Annotated in this window: 20 protein-coding genes; 14 read left to right on the top strand and 6 right to left on the bottom strand. The window is 31.1% G+C overall.

Going from position 1 to position 19,150, the window contains the following annotated elements; genetic code table 11:
• Nucleotides 1–129: 129 nt before the first annotated feature.
• The 13 genes from RMO53_RS01280 to RMO53_RS01220 all read left to right on the top strand — a co-directional run bounded on the left by RMO53_RS01280 (nucleotide 130) and on the right by RMO53_RS01220 (nucleotide 14,654).
• Nucleotides 130–1,554 carry a VapE domain-containing protein gene (locus RMO53_RS01280; protein WP_310377540.1) on the top strand — a complete coding sequence of 475 codons (1,425 nt, stop codon included), beginning with the start codon at nucleotides 130–132 and terminating at the stop codon, nucleotides 1,552–1,554.
• A gap of 360 nt (nucleotides 1,555–1,914) precedes the next feature.
• The gene (locus tag RMO53_RS01275) at nucleotides 1,915–2,319 is read left to right on the top strand and encodes a hypothetical protein (protein ID WP_310377539.1); all 405 of its coding nucleotides are present in this window, start codon (nucleotides 1,915–1,917) and stop codon (nucleotides 2,317–2,319) included.
• Between the two features lie 36 nt (nucleotides 2,320–2,355).
• The gene (locus RMO53_RS01270; protein WP_310377538.1) at nucleotides 2,356–2,598 is read left to right on the top strand and encodes a hypothetical protein; all 243 of its coding nucleotides are present in this window, start codon (nucleotides 2,356–2,358) and stop codon (nucleotides 2,596–2,598) included.
• A 3-nt stretch (nucleotides 2,599–2,601) separates the two neighbouring features.
• Nucleotides 2,602–2,871 (top strand): helix-turn-helix transcriptional regulator, encoded by a 270-nt coding sequence (locus RMO53_RS01265; RefSeq protein ID WP_310377537.1) that lies wholly within the window; start codon nucleotides 2,602–2,604, stop codon nucleotides 2,869–2,871.
• A gap of 21 nt (nucleotides 2,872–2,892) precedes the next feature.
• On the top strand, nucleotides 2,893–4,125 hold the full coding sequence (locus tag RMO53_RS01260; protein ID WP_310377536.1) for a DNA cytosine methyltransferase: 1,233 nt from the start codon (nucleotides 2,893–2,895) through the stop codon (nucleotides 4,123–4,125).
• On the top strand, nucleotides 4,122–4,628 hold the full coding sequence (locus RMO53_RS01255) for a hypothetical protein (protein WP_310377535.1): 507 nt from the start codon (nucleotides 4,122–4,124) through the stop codon (nucleotides 4,626–4,628). The genes RMO53_RS01260 and RMO53_RS01255 overlap by 4 nt, the downstream gene beginning before the upstream one ends.
• A 10-nt stretch (nucleotides 4,629–4,638) precedes the next feature.
• Nucleotides 4,639–6,108 (top strand): ATP-binding protein, encoded by a 1,470-nt coding sequence (locus RMO53_RS01250; protein WP_310377534.1) that lies wholly within the window; start codon nucleotides 4,639–4,641, stop codon nucleotides 6,106–6,108.
• On the top strand, nucleotides 6,105–8,927 hold the full coding sequence (locus RMO53_RS01245) for a Z1 domain-containing protein (protein ID WP_310377533.1): 2,823 nt from the start codon (nucleotides 6,105–6,107) through the stop codon (nucleotides 8,925–8,927). Before RMO53_RS01250 ends, RMO53_RS01245 begins: the two co-directional genes overlap by 4 nt.
• A gap of 2 nt (nucleotides 8,928–8,929) precedes the next feature.
• Complete coding sequence (locus tag RMO53_RS01240; protein WP_310377532.1) at nucleotides 8,930–9,901, top strand: PD-(D/E)XK motif protein; 972 nt, start codon at nucleotides 8,930–8,932, stop codon at nucleotides 9,899–9,901.
• Nucleotides 9,901–12,288: an AIPR family protein gene (locus RMO53_RS01235; protein ID WP_310377531.1), complete on the top strand. Its 2,388-nt coding sequence runs from the start codon at nucleotides 9,901–9,903 to the stop codon at nucleotides 12,286–12,288. The genes RMO53_RS01240 and RMO53_RS01235 overlap by 1 nt, the downstream gene beginning before the upstream one ends.
• A 387-nt stretch (nucleotides 12,289–12,675) precedes the next feature.
• Nucleotides 12,676–13,269 (top strand): DUF6088 family protein, encoded by a 594-nt coding sequence (locus RMO53_RS01230; protein WP_310377530.1) that lies wholly within the window; start codon nucleotides 12,676–12,678, stop codon nucleotides 13,267–13,269.
• Nucleotides 13,270–14,310 carry a nucleotidyl transferase AbiEii/AbiGii toxin family protein gene (locus tag RMO53_RS01225; protein ID WP_310377529.1) on the top strand — a complete coding sequence of 347 codons (1,041 nt, stop codon included), beginning with the start codon at nucleotides 13,270–13,272 and terminating at the stop codon, nucleotides 14,308–14,310. It abuts the gene before it with no gap.
• A 26-nt stretch (nucleotides 14,311–14,336) separates the two neighbouring features.
• Nucleotides 14,337–14,654, top strand: a complete 318-nt coding sequence (locus tag RMO53_RS01220) for a hypothetical protein (RefSeq protein ID WP_310377528.1) — start codon at nucleotides 14,337–14,339, stop codon at nucleotides 14,652–14,654.
• 1,109 nt (nucleotides 14,655–15,763) lie between these two features.
• Here the strand turns inward: RMO53_RS01220 and RMO53_RS01215 are convergent.
• The 4 genes from RMO53_RS01215 to RMO53_RS01200 all read right to left on the bottom strand — a co-directional run bounded on the left by RMO53_RS01215 (nucleotide 15,764) and on the right by RMO53_RS01200 (nucleotide 17,596).
• Nucleotides 15,764–16,006 carry a hypothetical protein gene (locus RMO53_RS01215; protein ID WP_310377527.1) on the bottom strand — a complete coding sequence of 81 codons (243 nt, stop codon included), beginning with the start codon at nucleotides 16,004–16,006 and terminating at the stop codon, nucleotides 15,764–15,766.
• The gene (locus tag RMO53_RS01210; RefSeq protein WP_310377526.1) at nucleotides 15,996–16,259 is read right to left on the bottom strand and encodes a hypothetical protein; all 264 of its coding nucleotides are present in this window, start codon (nucleotides 16,257–16,259) and stop codon (nucleotides 15,996–15,998) included. Before RMO53_RS01210 ends, RMO53_RS01215 begins: the two co-directional genes overlap by 11 nt.
• Before the next feature lie 12 nt (nucleotides 16,260–16,271).
• Nucleotides 16,272–16,724, bottom strand: a complete 453-nt coding sequence (locus RMO53_RS01205) for a DUF5675 family protein (protein ID WP_310377525.1) — start codon at nucleotides 16,722–16,724, stop codon at nucleotides 16,272–16,274.
• Between the two features lie 68 nt (nucleotides 16,725–16,792).
• A complete protein-coding gene (locus RMO53_RS01200) occupies nucleotides 16,793–17,596 on the bottom strand; it encodes a hypothetical protein (RefSeq protein WP_310377524.1) in 804 nt (267 codons plus the stop codon).
• A gap of 97 nt (nucleotides 17,597–17,693) precedes the next feature.
• On the opposite strand from RMO53_RS01200, the gene RMO53_RS01195 reads away from it, so the two are divergent.
• Nucleotides 17,694–18,185 carry a thermonuclease family protein gene (locus tag RMO53_RS01195; RefSeq protein WP_310377523.1) on the top strand — a complete coding sequence of 164 codons (492 nt, stop codon included), beginning with the start codon at nucleotides 17,694–17,696 and terminating at the stop codon, nucleotides 18,183–18,185.
• A 107-nt stretch (nucleotides 18,186–18,292) separates the two neighbouring features.
• Here the strand turns inward: RMO53_RS01195 and RMO53_RS01190 are convergent, their stop codons facing one another.
• Both RMO53_RS01190 and RMO53_RS01185 read right to left on the bottom strand, forming a co-directional pair.
• The gene (locus RMO53_RS01190; RefSeq protein ID WP_310377522.1) at nucleotides 18,293–18,595 is read right to left on the bottom strand and encodes a helix-turn-helix transcriptional regulator; all 303 of its coding nucleotides are present in this window, start codon (nucleotides 18,593–18,595) and stop codon (nucleotides 18,293–18,295) included.
• Nucleotides 18,582–18,929, bottom strand: coding sequence for a type II toxin-antitoxin system RelE/ParE family toxin (locus RMO53_RS01185; RefSeq protein ID WP_310377521.1), 348 nt, complete (start codon nucleotides 18,927–18,929; stop codon nucleotides 18,582–18,584). Before RMO53_RS01185 ends, RMO53_RS01190 begins: the two co-directional genes overlap by 14 nt.
• Between the last annotated feature and the right edge of the window lie 221 nt (nucleotides 18,930–19,150).

Raw genomic sequence — 19,150 nt, 5'->3', positions numbered from 1 at the left:
GATGTGATTTTTGCTCTTACCTTGCTGGAGTAAAGTTTCAATTACAATCCTCTCTTTATAGGATAATCTTTTGTGTATTTTTTTCATAATTCAACAAAGATAAAATTTATCATTTGTTGCGTTAGGTTTTTGAATTCTCCTAACTTAAACAGAAAAGGAGTTTCACTTCACGAAGCTTTAGGATGTATCCTGACAGATTTTGGATATGATGAAAAAGAAGTAACCCAAGCAGTAAATAGTGCTTATGGAAATATTCACGAGTTTGGTAAAAATGAAAAACCCGTCATTGCGAGGAGGAACGACGAAGCAAACGCTGAATCAAAAAAGAATACAGTTTCTAACTCCCTCTCCTCTGGAGAGGGCTGGGCTGAGGAAGACGACGAAGACAAACCAAGACCAACCCAAATAGACCGTTTAGAGCTATTTTTATCAAACAAATATGTATTTCGACACAATATCGTTTCAGGTAAGTTGGAGTTCCAATATTTCGGTAAAAAGAAATGGAATGTAATGAATGACTTTATAGAAAATTCAATGCTTCGGGAGTGTCTAAAAGGAAGAATTAAAACCAATCTTTCGTCATTACGGAACTTATTGTATTCCGATTTTTGTGTGCTGTTCAATCCATTTGAAGATTACTTTTTCAATTTGCCTTCTTATGATGAAAAGACCGATTACATTACCGAATTAGCAAACACAATCACGACTACAAAACAAGACCTTTGGCAGCAATGTTTCAAAAAGTGGTTAGTGGCAATGGTAGGCTGTGTTCTCGATGATAAAGTAATAAATCATACAGTAATTGTATTTAGTGGCAAACAAGGATTAGGTAAAACAACTTGGGTTGAGAAGTTGGTTCCAAAACCATTAAAAGAATATCTATTTTCTGGAACCATAAACCCAAACAATAAAGACACGTTGGTTCAACTGGCAGAATGTATGTTAATCAACTTGGACGAGCTCGAAAACCTAAACCGTTCTGAAATTGGATCACTAAAAGAAATCATTACAAAAACTCAAATTAGAATGAGAAAAGCCTACGGTCACAACAACGAAACAATGCCCAGAAGGGCGTCATTTGCCGGTAGTGTCAATACAGCACAGTTCTTAAATGACAGTACAGGAAGCAGAAGATTTCTTTGTTTTGAGTTGGAAGGAATAAAATACCAGCACGATGTTGATATTAACCTAGCATTTTCACAAGCATTGTTCCTTTTCAAAAGTGGTTTTAGATTTTGGTTTGACCAGGAAGAAATTAAGAACATAACAGCCAATAACGAACAATACCAATTACACAGTCCAGAGGAAGAATTATTGTTAACTTGGTTTGAGACTTGCAAAAAAGAAGATGCAACAGTTTTTTTAAATGCTTCACAAATAGCTTCAAAATTAGCGGAGAGAGCAAAAATAAACATTAATGATGGAACTATAAATAAACTAGGTAAAGCGCTAAAGAAGCACAATTTTATAAGATTGAAAAAAGAAGGTATTTATGTTTATGCAATGCTTGAAAAAACTTATGAAGAAGTAGATAACAACAACAAAGTGGTATAGTATTGCATAATATATTCAATTTTTAAAAACTAGGGTAAGGTGGGTAAGCAAAAAGCGTTGAAACTTTTTTCATTTTTTTTCAAAAATTAAAATCAGGCAACATTAGTTGATAGTAAAGCAAATTAGTAAAACGTTAGTTTTGGTTTGCATTGTTTTTAGCCAATAAATCCATTAGTTAGAAAATAAAATAAATAATATTTCTTTCATTCAAAATTTGCTTACCCACCTTACCCTTTTTCAAATTGTTAATAGGATAAAATAAATTGTTAACAATTTGTTCAATATATTGCACTTAATTACGTCGATTTTATTATATTTGTTTCTTACAAAACTAACTAGTCTAATTATAAAGGATTAATTATGAAATCAATTGAAAAAGGAAATATTGTTAAGTTCCACACTCCGCTACCAGAAGAAAATCCAAATCAGTTGTATGTCGTTTTGGAAGTGATTGCAGATGATGAAAGATCTAGAGCAGATATTCAAGCTTTAAATACTGAATTATCTTTTCCGCCAATTAATACTGTCAGATTAGGTGATTTAGAAGTTGTAGAAGTAGATACTAATGATTTAATTGGTCATAAAGTAACAATCAACAAATCCGACTATTCTCAAGTGGAAGGAAGAGTGATAAAAGTAAGTGAACAAAAAATAGAAGTAAATCTTTCTAACGGAGTTAATGGTGTAGAAACTAATGTTTGGCTTACAGTGGTTGATAATGAAGGTGTAGAGCATTTAGGAACATTATTTGTAAATCCAGAGTAAATATTTAAAAGAACAAACGATTAAAACGGTAGTAATATGAGCACATACATAAGCGAAGACGAAAAATTAAAGCACCCATACTATAAACTGATGGAATTAAGAGGGGACGCTTTGGAAACAGAATTAAATTCTTGGTCTAGGTTAGATTTAATAGAATGGCTTTGTTGGAATGATCGGAACGGTGTTTATAAAGATGAAGAATCATTACAAGAATTTGGCAATACTGTAAGTAAAGAAGAAGCTATTGAAATTATTACAAGACAAATAACAGAAGCATAAATAATGGATAATATAGAAATTCAACAAGTAGAAGGCGCTTTGGAGAATTATCTTCATGATTGTCGCACAAAAATTGGGGAGACAATTCGTGAAATCCGTGAGAAAAGAGGATATAATCAAGAACAATTATCAGAAATAATGAAAGTTAGTAGGACAACTATTTCTAAAATTGAAAGCGGGAAATTTAATTGTAGTATAGATTATCTTTCTAAATTTTCATGGTTTTTAGAATTCGATATTTCTCTTTTAACAAGCAAACATAGAAATAAATAATACTTTAAGTTAAGTTTAAAAATGTCATTAAAATATATAGATTTATTTGCAGGAGCTGGTGGTTTATCCGAAGGTTTTATTAGATGTGGTTTTGAGCCAATTGCTCACGTCGAAATGAATAAAGATGCTTGTGATACACTTCGCACAAGAACTGCGTTTCATTACCTAAAGGAAGTTAACAGAATAGAAGAATATTATGACTATATAAAAGGGAAGATTTCTCGTGATGAATTATGGTTAAAAATTCCAGAGTGTTTAATTAAATCAGTAATTAACACTGAAATCTCTCCAGAAACATTACCGTCTATTTTTGAAAAAATTGACAAGCAAATTGGAAAACAAAAAGTGGATTTAGTAATTGGTGGTCCACCATGTCAAGCTTATTCCGTTGCTGGTAGAGCTAGAGATCCAAAAGGTATGACAGAAGATCCTAGAAACCATTTATACAAATACTACGTTGAATTTTTAAAACGATACAAACCAAAAATGTTTGTATTCGAAAATGTTCCTGGAATATTATCTGCAAATAATGGAGGTTATTTAGAATTAATTTTTGATGCAGTTAGAGAAGCCGGGTATGAACTAGACAAAAAAGTATTAAATGCTAAACATTTTGGTGTACTTCAAGATAGGAAGCGAGTAATCATTATTGGCTGGAAAAAGAATTTAAAATTTAAGTATCCTAATTTTGAAGAAAACGATCCTCAATATGAAATATTAAAAGATTTATTTTCTGACCTACCAAAAATTAAAAACGGAAAGGGAGCATGGGGTTTTGTAGAATATGCGAAAGAAACAAACGCCTATTTAGAAAAATCAGGTATAAGAAATGGAGTGAATTTTACATCACAACACATTGCAAGACCGAATAACCAAAATGATCTTGAAATTTATAAAATAGCAGTAAACAAGTGGGTGAAAGACAACAAAAGATTAAACTATGCTGAATTACCTGAAAGACTTATAAAACATAGCAATACAATATCTTTTACAAACAGATTTCAAGTTGTAAATCATGCTGGAGTATCACATACTGTTGTGGCTCATATTTGTGCCGATGGTCATTATTATATTCATCCGGACATTAAACAAAATAGATCAATTACTGTGAGAGAAGCAGCTAGAATACAATCGTTCCCGGATGATTACTTTTTTGAAAAAAGTAGAACAACTGCTTTTAAACAGATAGGGAATGCTGTTCCAGTTTTGATGGCTGTAGGTATTGCTAATCAAATAAAAGAAATGATTAAATGATAAATTGGCAATATTATCCAAAAAGGAAAGAAATACCTTCACACCTCAAAGATGTTATAGATATATTTATTTTGAACGAAAAATTAATTTCTTCCGATAAACTTACTTTACATAGTAATGAGGTTTTGGAAAAAGTTTCTTTAAATCTTTTAGAATTAAATTATCAAGTAGAAACCTCAAAAAAGGCAATTGATAAAATAAAAGTACCTGTGCTATTTGGTTTAAACGGTAAACTTGAAAAGTATTTTGATGCTGATGCTTATAATGAAGAATTAAAAACAGTTATAGAAGTTGAAGCAGGAAGAGCCGTAACGAATTACCAATTTTTGAAAGATTTATTTCAGGCATGTATGATGCATGAAGTAGATTTTTTAGTTATAGCAGTTAGAAAAACTTACGGAAAAAATCAAGATTTTCAAAGCGTAATCACTTTTTTTGAAACACTTTACGCTTCTGGTAGATTAATACTTCCATTGGAAGGAATATTAATTATTGGCTACTAAAATTATAACTATGCAACAATACAAAGCAGAAAACGCCAAGCCAAATCCAAAATCAACAATAAATTCATATCGTAGTTTTGGTTATAATCTTTCAACTGCAATAGCAGACATTATTGACAACAGTATTTCTGCTAACGCTAATACTATTGAAATTGATTTTCTTTGGAAAGGTAAAGATTCGGTTATTTCTATTTTGGATAATGGGAAGGGAATGAATTTAGAAGAGTTAATTATAGCTATGACTCCAGGAAGTAAAAATCCCGAAGACATAAGAGATGAAAAAGACTTGGGTAGGTTTGGTATGGGACTAAAAACGGCTTCATTTTCGCAATGTAAAAGACTTACAGTTATCACAAAGAAAGAGGGTTTTGCTACAATTAAACGTTGTTGGGATATTGATTTTATAAATAGTGAAGAAGAATGGACTTTGTTAGATTATGTTTCAGATGAATCTTATTTAGATAAAGTTGATAAATTAACAAGTGGTACTTTTATTGTTTGGGAATTGTTAGACAGAATCGTTGGTAATTCTAAAGTTGAAAATGAGGCTGTTAAAAATGCTTTCTATCAAGAAATGACAACCGTAAATGAGCATTTAAGTTTAGTTTTTCATCGTTTTATTGAAAGTAAAAAAATCAAACTTTTCACAAATACTTATGAAATTGAACCATGGAATCCTTTTCTTCTAAACCTTACTCCAAAGCCTGAAATGGGACAATTAGAAGTGTTAATCAACAATGTTGAAGTAACATATTTTATTCTGCCACATATGTCAAAAATCAGCAATGAAGATTATGAAAAATCTGGCGGACCTCTAGGATGGTATCAACAACAAGGTTTTTATATATATCGAGGAGATAGATTACTTGTGTCTGGTGACTGGTTAGGTATTGAAAAAAAGAGAGAATATTCAAAATTAGCTAGAATTGCTATTAACTTTCCTAATGCAAATGATTTTGATTGGAATCTTGATATAAAAAAATCAACTGCAACACCTCCAATCGAAATAAGAAAAGAATTAGCCAGAATTGCTAAAATTGCAGTTATGAAGTCGGCAAAAATTTATAATTGGAGAGGGCCAATTACAAGGTCTTCAGAGGGTAGTAGTCAACATTTTGAGACTTTGTGGAAAGATGAGACAAACAGAGAAGGAATAAAAAAATATAAAATAAATAAAAAGCATCATATTATAAAACAATTGCTTGATTCAGAAAAAGAAAATAAGCTTTTTTCAAAAGCTTTAAAACTTATTGAAGAAAATGTTCCTTTAGAGTTAATATTATATAATCAGAACGAGGATCCTTCTTTTCATGAGTTAGAAAGCATACCCGAAATTCCAAGCGATGATTTAATCCAATTAACCATTGAATTATATAGAATTTATATTCAACAAGGAGTTCCTCAAAATTTGGCTAAACAGCAAATAATGAATTCAACGCCATTCAATCAATTTCCATTAATAAATGACTATTTAATATGAACGATATAAAAAACTCGGCTAGGTTAATAGCACATACACTTTTGTCACATGCGAAACAAAATGGTGAAATTACAGACGAAATAATTTTAAATATTATCGACAGAGTTGAGACAACAATGGCATCTGTTGGTCAAGCAATTGACAAAAGAGAATTGTTTGAAATATTAGTAGCAGATTTTAGTATTGGAAAAGGTTCAATCACTGAAATGAATGGAGATATTACACCTTGGCTCTATTCAAGAAAGGATGAAATTAATTGGGAGTTGTGGAGTAGATATAAATCCTACATGCACGAAAAAGATCCTTCGTTTCCAATCAATGATTTAGATGATTTTACAGATAGAATATTAGATAAATGTTATAATCCTAAAGAATCTGGTTCTTGGGATAGAAGAGGTATGGTTGTAGGTCATGTACAATCAGGTAAAACTTCAAATTATGTTGGTTTAATTAATAAAGCAACTGATGCAGGATATAAAGTTATTATAGTCATTGCAGGTACAATAAGCTCATTAAGAAGACAAACACAAGAACGAATTGATGAAGGATATATTGGAAAAAGTAGTTCAGCATACATAAATAATTATGGTGAAAATAAAATAATTGGAGTTGGTAAATATAAAGTTGATACAGATATATATTCATTAACATCATCTTTTTACAGAACAGGTGATGAAGGTGATTTTAATCAAGGCATAGCTAATAGATTAAATATTCCTATCGGGAAAAATCCAGTTGTATTTGTAATTAAAAAAAATAAAAGTATTCTTGAAAATTTGATTGATTGGTTTTCAAAAGATTCTAATATTAGAGTTGTGAATGGACAACCAAAATTATTTGATGTTCCTGCATTGATAATAGATGATGAGGCTGATGCTGCTTCCGTTAATGCAACTAAAGACATAAATGACATCAAAGCCATAAATAAGTTAATTAGAACTTTATTAAATGTATTTGATCAAAACACATTTGTTGGATATACTGCGACACCTTATGCAAACTTATTTATTCCTCAAGATTTCAATGATGAATTAACTACTGTTGTAAAGGGTAAAACATACTTTATAGGTGAAGATTTATTTCCTAAAGATTTTATTATAAATATAATAGCACCAAAAAATTATATTGGAGCAGCTAAAATATTTGGTCTAGAGAATCCGATAACAGGAGAAAGTCATGAACCGCTTGATGTATTTAGAGTTATTGATGATTATGACCCTCCATTTTTCAGGACAATAAATAAAAACAATAAGGATGATTTACCCGAATATTTGCCTGAAAGTCTGGAAACAGCTTTAAAATCATTCATCCTTACTTGTGCTATTAGAAGATTAAGAGGACATGAGAAAAAACATAATTCTATGTTAGTTCATGTTGCTCTTTATGTTAAATGGATAGACAGGGTGGCATCTTTGGTCAACGAGAGAATGAAAGATTTTAAAAATTATATAAGTGCTAACGATGCACAATTTTTAAATGAATTAGAAGAAATATTCAATAATGATTTTTTACCAACAACCGAAAATGTAATTGAAAATATAGATTACAAAGACACTAGAATTGAATTACATGAATGGGAAAGTGTAAAAGCGGAATTAAAAAAAGCAGCTTCAAAAATTGATGTTCGTGCAGTTCATGGAACTCGCTCTACAACTAATTTAGAATATCATAATATCGATGAGATTGATTACTCTAGGTACGAAGAGGGCTTGTCTGTAATAGCTGTTGGTGGTGGTAGATTAGCTAGAGGAATAACTTTAGAAGGTTTATCAACGAGTTATTATTTGAGAACAACAAGAATGTATGATTCGTTGATGCAAATGGGTAGATGGTTTGGTTATAGACCAGGATATGTTGATTTATGTAGATTATATACAACAGAAACCATTTATGAATGGTTTAACCATATAACCATGGCTACTGAAGAAATGAGATATGATTTTGATGAAATGACTACTCGTAATTTAAAACCCAAAGATTTTACACTAAAAGTTAGAAATCACCATGGATTATTAGCAATCACAAGTGTTGCTAAACTCTTCTGGGCTAAAGATATTACAATGTCTTTTTCTGGTTCAAATCCACAAACTTATTTATTGTTTAAAGACCAAAAATCAATTCAAAATAATTTTAACAATCTTAAAAATTTATTCGAAAGATTAGGTTTTCCTAAAGATGAAAATATAATTACAAAAAGGAAAAAAGTTAGATACCTTTTGTATAAAAAGGTTCAAATAGATGTATTAACCGACTTTATTGAGAATTATAAAATAAATATTCCTTCAATAAATAATCAAGTAATATCAGATTACATTAAAAATCAGAATACAAGTAATAATATAAGAGAGTGGAATATTTGTATAGTATCTAATACTGGTGAAAAGGCATTGTTATACGATGAAGGAGTGATTAAGAAGCCTGAAAACAGAACAGAGTACGACACTCAAAAATATAAATTATCAGCAAATGCACAAGAAATTGAATTAGTTTGTAGTGTCAGAAATCAAACGGAATATTCTGAATTATATAAAATAACTAAAAATCAAATTGATGATGTTGTAGATCGTCAAGTTGATTTGGTTGAAAATGGTTCAGGAAGCATTAAAGAGAGAAGAGCTAACGAAAGTAAAGGTTTGCTACTAATTTATGCTTTAGACGAAAGAGGAACCACAAATGTTGAAAACGGAATTCCAATCATTGGTTATAGTTTGCATTTTCCTAAAATTGAAAATGAAGTTCAAGTTTCTTATTCTGCAACGATAAAAGAAGAACTAGACTTAGAACCAATGGAAGATGATGATAATTCTGAAAACGAATAATTATGGTAAGTATTAAATCTATTTGGGAAAGTCATGTTCCTACTGATGAAATTATTATAAAAACTCAACTTGAACACGTTAAATCGTTCAAGTGTTTTGCTGCAACAAATCATATAACCGGCAATCATTTATACATATTTGAAACATCTAAAAACGCTAAATTTCCTGAATTTAAAAATTTTAAGTTCAAGGGTTTATTCATTGAAATATATGAATTTGAAGATTCAAAAGAGTTACATATATATCTTTTAGACAACCAGCTGAAAGATATTTTTAGTTTATTTATTGAAAATATTGTTGAAGAAATCTCGAAAAGTGTTACCGAAAATGAAGCATTAGTTGAAACTTCTAATGTCGTTTTAAAATGGAAAAAATTATTTGATAAAATAAATTTCCAAGGGCTTACAATTGAAAGACAAAAAGGATTAATTGGAGAACTTTTATTGTTCAATTCCTTGCTAGATGAAGAATATTCTATTGATGCTTTATTAGAAAGTTGGACTGGTCCTGATTTTAATGATAAAGATTTTCGGTTTGGTTCAGTTGGTGTCGAAGTAAAGTTAACTTCATCAAAAGTTCCAAAAGTTAAAATATCAAGTGAAAGACAGTTAGATAATGAAAATTTAACAAAACTATATTTAATCTTATATGTTGTTGAAGAGGTAAAAGACAAAGGGTTTTCACTAAATTCTATTATTAAGCAAATTAGAACGAAAATTAATAATAATCAGAATGCTTTAAAGTTTTTCAATGAAAGACTTTTATTGGTTGGCTATTTTGATGAAGATTTTGAAAATTACAAGCGCCAGTATGCTTTTAGAAAAAGAAATTTTTATGAAGTTACTAATGATTTTCCAAGATTGGTAGCTTCAGATTTACCTATTGGTTTGTTTGACACAAAATACAGTATTGAATTATCAGCGATAGAACAATTTTTAGTAAGTAATGAATCAATTCTTGAATTAATAAAATAATGGAGAGAGGATTAAAAAATTATATTGAAGCCATTCAGTCTGATATAGCAGCATTAGTATATTCAGATGGTGAAGGGGCCAGCTTTGAAGATAAATTTACAGAGCATTGTCTTGAGATTTTGGATGGCGCAGGAAAGTCTGAAGGTGCTAGTGTTTTATCATATATTCATCCAGATTCACAGGGAAGAATAGATTGGAAACTAAATGGTTATTGTTTAAAGGATGAATTCAAGGATGATGACAATAAGGTTTATTTTGAAACTTTAGATCTTTTTATAACACATTTTAATCATACCTCATATGATTTTAATATTCAAAAAAGTGATTTTGAAAAGAATATAAACCAAATCAAGAAATTTTTAAATGCAGCTTTAAAAGGGCACATAGATTATATTGATCCTGCACAGTCGGAATTAAATGCACTTTTAAAAATTATAGTTAAACAAAAAGCAAACTTCATCAGAATAAATGTTTTCTTTTTAATCAATGGAAATTCAAATCATAATCTTGATACTACTACTATTAAAGGATATGACGATTTGAAAATTTATATTCATGTTTGGGATATCCAAAGATTTTATAAATTAAATGAAAATTCTAGTAATCGGGAACCAATAGAAATTAAATTCAAAGATTTTTTGACAAATAATCTCTTAGGTATTCAATGTCTTAAAGTACCTGATTTAGATGAATTATATGAATGTTATTTAGCAATTGTTCCTGGTGATGTACTTTCAAAATTATATGATTTGCATTCTAATGAATTATTAGAAAGCAATGTACGTGCTTTTTTAGGGCAAGCAGGAAAATTTAACAAAGGAATTAGAGATACTATTAGAGATAAACCACAAATGTTTTTGCCTTATAATAATGGTATAACTGCAACTGCTGAAAATGTAGAAACTGAAATGATTGAAAATCAACTTTACTTAACAAAGATGAATGATTTTCAAATAGTAAATGGTGGACAAACTACTGCATCATTATTTCATACCCAAAAGAAATATAAAGATGCTGACGTAAGTAAGGTATTTGTTCAAATGAAATTGACAGTAATTAAAGATATTGATCAAAAAAATATAGAAGTACCTAATATTGCTCGATATGCAAATAGTCAAAACAAAGTTTCAGAATTGGATTTATCATCAAATAATCCATATTTTGTTCAAATTGAATCGATATCAAGAAAGAAATATGTTATTGATCCAGAGAACAGAAATCTATCAACAATCTGGTACTTTGAGCGTGTAAACGGTCAATACAAAGAATCTTTAAATAAATTAACAACGCCTGTTCAGCAAAGAAAATTCAAAGAGCAGAACCCCACAAATCAAAAGTTTGTCAAATCTGATGTTGCGAAATTTATAAATATTTGGGAATTAGAACCTCATTATGTATCACAAGGAGCCCAGAAAAATTTTATACATTATACTAAAAAAATAAATGAATTAGTTAAGAAGAATAAATTACCCGGTGAAAACTTTTATAAAAAGTTAATCGCTAATGCCATCCTTTTTAAAACAGTTGACAAACTATTTGGCAGAAAAAATATTGACGCTATTGGTGATACCAACTTGAAATCTTTCACTGTTGCCTATACAATATCTTATTTTTATTATTTAACAGATAATAGACTTGATTTATGGAAAATTTATGAGGAACAACGTGTTGATGCCAGAATCATAAACGATTTACAAAAACTAATTGTTTTTGTTTATAATAAATTAGTAAGTGCTTCAAATGGCTCATTGATTTCTGAATATGCAAAAAGAGAATCTAGTTGGAAACTATTAAAAGAAGAAAACTATAAAATTAACTTTCAAAATTACAACGATTGCTTTGTTACGGAAGAATTAGTTTTGTCAAGGGAAATTGAAACAGAAGAAATTGATAATAAATCTGAAAATAATTTGATGAATATTACCAAAATACTAGGTTTTGGTAATAAATTTTGGGACGGAATGTCTAAGTATATATCTAATATTGATTCCTTAAAAACGATGTCCACAGATATTTGGGAAATTGCAAATAAAATTAAAAGATCAAAGAATCTAAATGCAAGAGATATTTCAATAGGAAATAAAATATTAGTATACATAGAAGTGAATCAGATTGATATTGAAGAAATAAAGTTGCTTTCAAATGAAATTGATGTTGAAGTCGTTGATATAAAAGCTATTTATGACAGATTAAAACTGATTAATAAGAACGATTGGGCTAAAATATTTGATTTAGGGGAACAAACAAAAATATTTGATAATCTTGAACTAGCTAATTTAAAATCTGTTCAAAAGTCTATTACAAAAAGTGAAACGGTAAAAGAGGTTAATGTTGTAAATGCTTTAAAATCAATAAAAAAATTAGTGAAATTTGGGCTTAATTATTAGTTATAGATAATCTCATAATTTAGTAAATTCATATTTGTATTTATTCATTATCTTATTCAGCTGCACAAAAATCGCTCCTAGTCCAAGTATTCCTAGCATCAATTATTTGTTTGCTTCATTTCACTAATTTCATTTCTAATAACAAAAAGGTGCTTTATCACTTAATAGTAAAAAGATAATTAAGTGTAACACAATACTATTTTTGTCGCAAATCTTTACTATTTATGCGACAAAAACTAAACCTAAAAGCGATATAAAAATTTGATTATAAAGCAATTACTATAACAAAAAAAGTCAGGAGGGTTTTGCAAATAAAGCAAGTGCAATTTAGGGTATATTTTGTAACAAATTTAGCATATATTTGTTACAACTTTAAAAGCTAAAGCAATGAAAAGTGTAGAGTCCAAAATAGTAGAAGCAATCAAGAAAATTTCAAAAGGAGTTTTAATATTTCCAGAAGATTTTCAAGAGTTAGGAACTTCTGAAGCAGTTCGTTTAGCATTACATCGCTTGGAAAAAGAGACTAGTATAACACGAGTAGCTCAAGGAATATATGTTCGTCCAAAAAGCAATAAATATATTGGCAATCTCATACCTTCTGCCGAAGAAGTAGCAGAGGCTATTGCAAAAAGAGACAGAATAAGAACACTGCCCACAGGCTCTTATGCACTTAATGCACTTGGGTTGAGTACACAAATACCCATGAAAATTGTATTGCTTACGGATGGCTCACCAAGAGAAATTAAAGTAGGTAAACGAACGATTAAGTTTAAAAAAACCACACCAAAAAATCTTTCTGCAAAAGGTAAAATTAGTAAATTGGTAATTCAAGCACTTAAAGAAATAGGTATAAACAACCAAACGACAATAGAAGAAGAAAGAATAATAGAATTATTGAAGAAAGAAGATCCAAAACATATAATGCACGACATCAAATTAGCACCGGTTTGGATTCAAAAAATAATGAAAAAAGCACTGTAAATGGCAAAGACAAATTTCTATTCGATACCAGATTCTGATAAAGCTGAAATATACCAACAGTTAAGTGATGAATCAAAAATACCACCATTTGCCGTTGAAAAAGATTGGTGGGTAGTGCAAGTATTAGCAACTATTTTTGAAATGAGCGTAGGCAAACATTTAGTATTCAAAGGCGGAACATCATTAAGCAAAGCATGGAATCTAATAAGTCGTTTTTCCGAAGATGTAGATTTAGCAATAGAACCAAAATTTCTAGGTTTTGAAGGAGAGTTAAAAAAGAAAGACATTACCGCTTTAAGAAAAGCAGCCAATCAATACATATCAAATACATTCTATCCAGAACTAAAACAAAGAATGGCAGAAAAAGGATTTACCAATGTAAATTGGGAGATAATAAACACCCAAGAATCCGACCAAGACCCAAAAATAATGCTAATGTATTATCCAAACGTAATAGAATCAGTTGGGTACATACAGCCAAAAGTCCAAATCGAAATCGGTTGCCGTTCATTGAGAGAACCACTAAAAATAGCAGAATTCAATACATTAGTAGATGAATACTATCCTAATGCAAGTTTCGCAATGCCAGCAATAAAAGTTCCAACAGTAATACCAGAAAGAACATTTTTGGAGAAAATATTCCTATTGCATGAAGAATTCAGTAAGCCAACACAAGCAATCCGAGTAGAAAGATTGAGCAGACATTTATACGATGTGTACCAACTCTCAAAAACCGAAATAAAACAAAACGCATTAAACGATACCGAGTTATACGAAACCATTGTCAAACACAGATACAATTTCACCCGAATCAGCAAAGTAGATTACAACCTACACCAACCACAAACCATTAATCCAATTCCACCAAGCGAAGTTATAAAAGCATGGGAAGCAGATTACAACACCATGCTAACAGAAATGATTTATGGGGATGCACCAACATTTGAAGAATTAATCCAAGAACTAACACAACTTCGCACCGAAATCAATAAGCTAGATTGGAAAATGAATATTGAATTTGCAATGCCAAAACAGGATTAATCATAAATTCCGAAACACTAATTTAGATGACAGAAGAACAACTTGATGGTTTCAAAGAATTAGCAGAAAGTATAAATAAAATTACAGAAGATGCTTTCTTAATCTACGAAGAACAAGTAGATAGAATTTACCGTAACAAGATCAAAGACGAAAAAGAAATTGAACGAGTAATAGATGCTTTGCTTGATTACTGTTACGACGAAAAGATGCTATTACTTTTTAAAAGAATATGCAGATATTACTATAAAATCAACCCAGAGGTAACTTACGAATATGTAATGATCTACCGTGATTTATGGGATGATGAATATTTAGATAAAAAGGAAGAAGAAAACACCAAATAGTCATTACCTCATTCAGCTGCACAAAATCCTCGTTTAGTCCAAGTATTCCTAAACTCACATATTTTTTTGCTTCATTTCGCTAATAACTATATAAAGAAATAGGAACGCTATCGCTGACCTTTTTGCGCCCACCCAAGCCAACGCTCTGCCAACGCTCCTGTGTTTTTGGCTTTTGCCAACGCTATAACAGCACATTGCTTTTTTATTAGATTTTTATATTGATTTTTTGGTTTAATAGAAAAAGCAATAAGCTGTTTCCCAACGCTCGAAAGCCAAAAACACCCCCAAGCTATGTTACATAATGATAGCAACATTATAGGTCAAGCGCCCCGAACCCCGGGGCACTCGCACTATAATTTCATTATGTAAAATAGCCGCCACAGCCAACGCTCCCACCCGAAATAGGAACTATATTTGCATTGTTTTTTGAAGATGCCATAACAAATCCGAACAACAATTCCGGTAAATAGAAACTCTCCTTTTCACAAGAACAGTTAGGCATCCTCAAAAATCAAATTTCCCCACAAGAGTATCATTTTTTATTTGCCACCACCACCGCAGTAATTGCTTTCCCGAAAAGCCGATGCCTTATCAATATTAAACACCATTTACTGAAAACTGAACACTGCAAACTGAACACTATTTCAGGCATCAACTTTTCCAGGAAAGCAATCAGAAAAACCCCAATCAGCAAATAGAAAAACAACACACTTGTTTCGCTACTGCCAACGCACTCGGCAAGTTCAGTTGGGGCAATCTTCCATTTCCCCAAACCCCTATGGATGCAATTTTTTTTGAAAGAATGCCACAGCATCCCATTTCAAAAGAGAATACCCGAAAGGCATTCTCTCAAAAAAAACAGCTCCAATTCTTCCCTCATCCGAATGACCAGTCCCAAATTTGAAGTTTGGGGCTTCCTTGGAAAACTTTTCCCAATAAACCAACACGATTTTGATTGACAAATGAAAGCCATATAACCCCAACATAAGTGCAATATATTCCGCCCACTTAAATAAAACGGTAAAAAGTAAAGCAATTGATGTTTATTAACTACTAAAAACAAAAAAAGCTCCAATAAATGGAGCTTTCAAGGTGGTTATTAACCGTTTTTAAGGGTTTGTTTTCGATTCTTCATCCGATTTTACAGCAGTTTGAGAAACTACTGAAATGATACTTCCACCAAGAACCAAGTAACCAGCTGCCGAAACCAATCCAACAGGTAAGGCGATAGGCGAGGCGATGATAATTCCGCCAACACCTGCCAAAGCAATTCCAACTGTTCTCAAAATTTTAAACCATTTTGGAGTTGGTGCCAATGCTCTTTCAACGACATTCATATTTTTATTTTTCATAATCTTGATTTTTATAAATTGATAATTCTAAATTGTGTACTCTTTTTTCGATGTATTCTACTTTCTGGTTCAATAAATCATTACCACTTTTGAACTCTGTTTTGATGATTAAAGCCATCGTTTTAACTTCAATCAAATCTTTTTCCATACTCTTGAAATCGGTGTGTAATTGCTTGATAAAATAAGCCACAACCGAGAGTAACAAGGTGATAAGTGTTCCAAAAAGTACCGTGATGTTATTTATATTTTCCATTTTTTGGACTTTTTAGAATTGAAAATTATTTTCAATGATCATTGTATTGGTTTCAGCTTTTGCCAGTACAACCAACTTTGGATAAATCATTTTGTAAGCTGCAACACTTTGAGTAACTTGAAAATTACCATCAACAAATTGGAAACCAAAACCACAAAGCGGACATCCGGCAGTTTCTTTGATGGTATTTCCGGTATGGATATATACAAAACTGAAATTTGGCAAACCGGTAATTTCAATCATTCCTTCGTGCAGTTTTCCAAAAGCTTTTTTGTAATCCACATTTTTAGCTCCGAAAGTGTTTAATTTTAAACTAAAAACACCTTTTGGAATGGCAGTTTGTGAAGCTATTTTCACTTCTCTAATTTTATCCTCTAACAAATAGCATTGAAAAATTCCGTTGATATACAACTGGCTCAATGTGCTTTCTTTACCTTGTGCTACTCTTATTATTTTGCTTTCCATAGTTCTGATAGATTTGAGATTAAACAAAAAATCCCTCACTTTTGGCGAGGGATTTTCGGAAGGTTTTTCTAAAAAGCATCCTCAACTTTCAAGCAGTTACCACTGGAGAACAAGTAGTAATTTGGTCCCACTTGTTGGTAGAACTCAATTCCGATGCACTGTAAAACAGTTGTGTTTACCGTTGGAATTGCTCCGTTAGGTAAAGTTGCAACAATTGCAGTAGCAGGAACTGGAGCGTACAAGTCCAAGAAAGGACTATATTGAATATCGTTTACCTCATTCAAAGCTGCATCCATAGGATCGTAGCTGTTTGTGGTAGCGTTGTATTCAAAATCACTTACTACAGAAAGCGAAGTAATCAAACGAAAGTGAGTTGCACCAGATGGAGCATTAACCAAATTCGCTGGATTAAAAGCATCAACAACAAATTCGCCACTTTCTCTACCAACCGTGTGAGTTAATGAAAACGGAGCGTTGAAAATGCCATTGAAAGAAGAGTTTTTGTCAAACTCAAAACCTTTTAAGTAATTTCTTTGTGTTGTGATTTCAATTTTACGGTAACCTCTGGCTTCCGTTTGGTCTTCAAGGTTGATTTTCTTCATAATAGAAGTCAATCTTCCAGTTACTTGGCTGTCCGCCATTTGTTTCATCACTTGAGATAAACCAGTTCGAACAGATTTCCCGGCTTTGGCACAAGCGCCAAATTCGTTCATATTCTCACGAGTTCTCTCAAATTCAGGAGCAGTCAGCACTTGGTCGCCTGATGGTCCGCCAACCATACCAGCGAAGTAGCCTTCCTGTCCTTTAATTTTGAAGTGTCGGATATCTCCAAGAGTTCCAACATACTTGATAACACCTTTTTGTCTTGCCATTTTTTTAAGATTTAAAAAGTTAATAATTAGATAAAATTCATAAGACAAATTTCAATGTTTATCTTTGATTATCAATAACTTAAATAACTGTAAATCAATGCAATACAACGCAAAAGCACCGTACATAGTGGAAACTCATTGGCAAATTGAAGAAGTCCTTGATGGAGATAGCATAATCATTTGCAATCGTTTCACTCAAATGAAAAAAGAAATCCGACTTTATGGCTTGGATGCACCAGAAGTAAAGATTAATAGGAAGATGATAGAAGATGAAGAGAAAAGCAGTTTACCTGCCCAATTATTGCTCCAATTTGGTTTGCAATCCTTGCACTTCGTTTTGTCGGTTGCACCGCCTAAAACGGTTGTAACTATCATCACAGAACAGGAGAACTACTATGACTACTGGAACAGACAATTAGGATATATAATATTACCTGGAGGAGAATGTTTGAATGATTTACTTTTAATTAATGGGTATGCAAAAGCAACCCAAAACTATTACTGTGGACGATTAGCGGAATACCAAGCAATGAACCGCCAAGCGCAGCTTAACAGTACTGGTATTTATAGCTTTGTAAAAAGTTTTTGATTTGTTGTACTTATGTTGTACTAAAGGATTTTTAAATTTCGTGAGTACCAATAAAATATATACTTCACAAGCGTATTAAGACTAAACCGCTGTTGTGCGAGGTTTTTTTATAATGTTACCGATAGGTTTAATCTTCCACCAAGTCCAACTTCTATTATTCTTTGTAAAGTTGAAATTCTGACATCTTTCACATTATTTTCAACTTTTGAAATATAGGATTTGTTTGTTCCGCATTTAACAGCAAGTTGCTCTTGAGTTAATCCTTTTTCAATTCTTGCATCGTGAACTAAAGCACCTAATTTAAAGTTTTCGTACCCTTCTTCAAATTCAGTTCTTTCAATTGTTCCTACTTCTCCAAATTGTTCATTTAAAATTTGAGAAAGTGTTTTTATGTCCTTACTTGTTTTCATAATATTCAGTTTTAATTTTTAATGCTTTCGCAATTTCGTTTTTCGGTGTTTTTTGCGTTTTTTTCTGAAATCCATTTGCTAATACAATTAATTTTCCTTCATCGAAAAAACTAAAAACTCTAAAAATGTCATTTCCTTGTTGAATTCTAACTTCATAAAGTCCGTCGGTTTCTTCAATATGTTTTAAATACGTTTCTGGAACTTGTTGAATTTCTTCAATCAGTTTTAAAGTCCAAGCAATTTTGGCTTTCACTTTCGGATTTTGCTTTTTAAGGAAATCCTCAAAATATGATTTATACAAAATCACTGTTCTATATGTAATTCTGTTTTCCATTATGCAAATATACAAAAGTAGTCTTAATGAGCAACTTTTGTTATGCAAATTTTTCAGAAACTTTTATTCGGTTTTTTTCTTGTCATATCCTAAAATACGTTGACCTTTTTTTAGGTTAATAATTGATTCAAATTTAAACTTAATTGCCGGAACATTGATAAGTTTTTTAAAAAATTCCCTTCGGGTTTTAAAAACTTATCAACATTCCTACGATGCAAAAT

Origin of the sequence: Flavobacterium sp. (genome assembly GCF_031409475.1) — a bacterium.
Taxonomy (GTDB): domain Bacteria; phylum Bacteroidota; class Bacteroidia; order Flavobacteriales; family Flavobacteriaceae; genus Flavobacterium.
This window is presented reverse-complemented; position numbering and strand designations above follow the sequence as displayed.

Bases quoted from the DNA above. Each gene is read 5' to 3' on its own strand.
- RMO53_RS01275 (WP_310377539.1), top strand. From the start codon at position 1,915: ATGAAATCAATTGAAAAAGGAAATATTGTTAAGTTCCACACTCCGCTA.
- RMO53_RS01270 (WP_310377538.1), top strand. From the start codon at position 2,356: ATGAGCACATACATAAGCGAAGACGAAAAATTAAAGCACCCATACTAT.
- RMO53_RS01265 (WP_310377537.1), top strand. From the start codon at position 2,602: ATGGATAATATAGAAATTCAACAAGTAGAAGGCGCTTTGGAGAATTAT.
- RMO53_RS01260 (WP_310377536.1), top strand. From the start codon at position 2,893: ATGTCATTAAAATATATAGATTTATTTGCAGGAGCTGGTGGTTTATCC.
- RMO53_RS01255 (WP_310377535.1), top strand. From the start codon at position 4,122: ATGATAAATTGGCAATATTATCCAAAAAGGAAAGAAATACCTTCACAC.
- RMO53_RS01250 (WP_310377534.1), top strand. From the start codon at position 4,639: ATGCAACAATACAAAGCAGAAAACGCCAAGCCAAATCCAAAATCAACA.
- RMO53_RS01245 (WP_310377533.1), top strand. From the start codon at position 6,105: ATGAACGATATAAAAAACTCGGCTAGGTTAATAGCACATACACTTTTG.
- RMO53_RS01240 (WP_310377532.1), top strand. From the start codon at position 8,930: ATGGTAAGTATTAAATCTATTTGGGAAAGTCATGTTCCTACTGATGAA.
- RMO53_RS01235 (WP_310377531.1), top strand. From the start codon at position 9,901: ATGGAGAGAGGATTAAAAAATTATATTGAAGCCATTCAGTCTGATATA.
- RMO53_RS01230 (WP_310377530.1), top strand. From the start codon at position 12,676: ATGAAAAGTGTAGAGTCCAAAATAGTAGAAGCAATCAAGAAAATTTCA.
- RMO53_RS01225 (WP_310377529.1), top strand. From the start codon at position 13,270: ATGGCAAAGACAAATTTCTATTCGATACCAGATTCTGATAAAGCTGAA.
- RMO53_RS01220 (WP_310377528.1), top strand. From the start codon at position 14,337: ATGACAGAAGAACAACTTGATGGTTTCAAAGAATTAGCAGAAAGTATA.
- RMO53_RS01215 (WP_310377527.1), bottom strand. From the start codon at position 16,006: ATGAAAAATAAAAATATGAATGTCGTTGAAAGAGCATTGGCACCAACT.
- RMO53_RS01210 (WP_310377526.1), bottom strand. From the start codon at position 16,259: ATGGAAAATATAAATAACATCACGGTACTTTTTGGAACACTTATCACC.
- RMO53_RS01205 (WP_310377525.1), bottom strand. From the start codon at position 16,724: ATGGAAAGCAAAATAATAAGAGTAGCACAAGGTAAAGAAAGCACATTG.
- RMO53_RS01200 (WP_310377524.1), bottom strand. From the start codon at position 17,596: ATGGCAAGACAAAAAGGTGTTATCAAGTATGTTGGAACTCTTGGAGAT.
- RMO53_RS01195 (WP_310377523.1), top strand. From the start codon at position 17,694: ATGCAATACAACGCAAAAGCACCGTACATAGTGGAAACTCATTGGCAA.
- RMO53_RS01190 (WP_310377522.1), bottom strand. From the start codon at position 18,595: ATGAAAACAAGTAAGGACATAAAAACACTTTCTCAAATTTTAAATGAA.
- RMO53_RS01185 (WP_310377521.1), bottom strand. From the start codon at position 18,929: ATGGAAAACAGAATTACATATAGAACAGTGATTTTGTATAAATCATAT.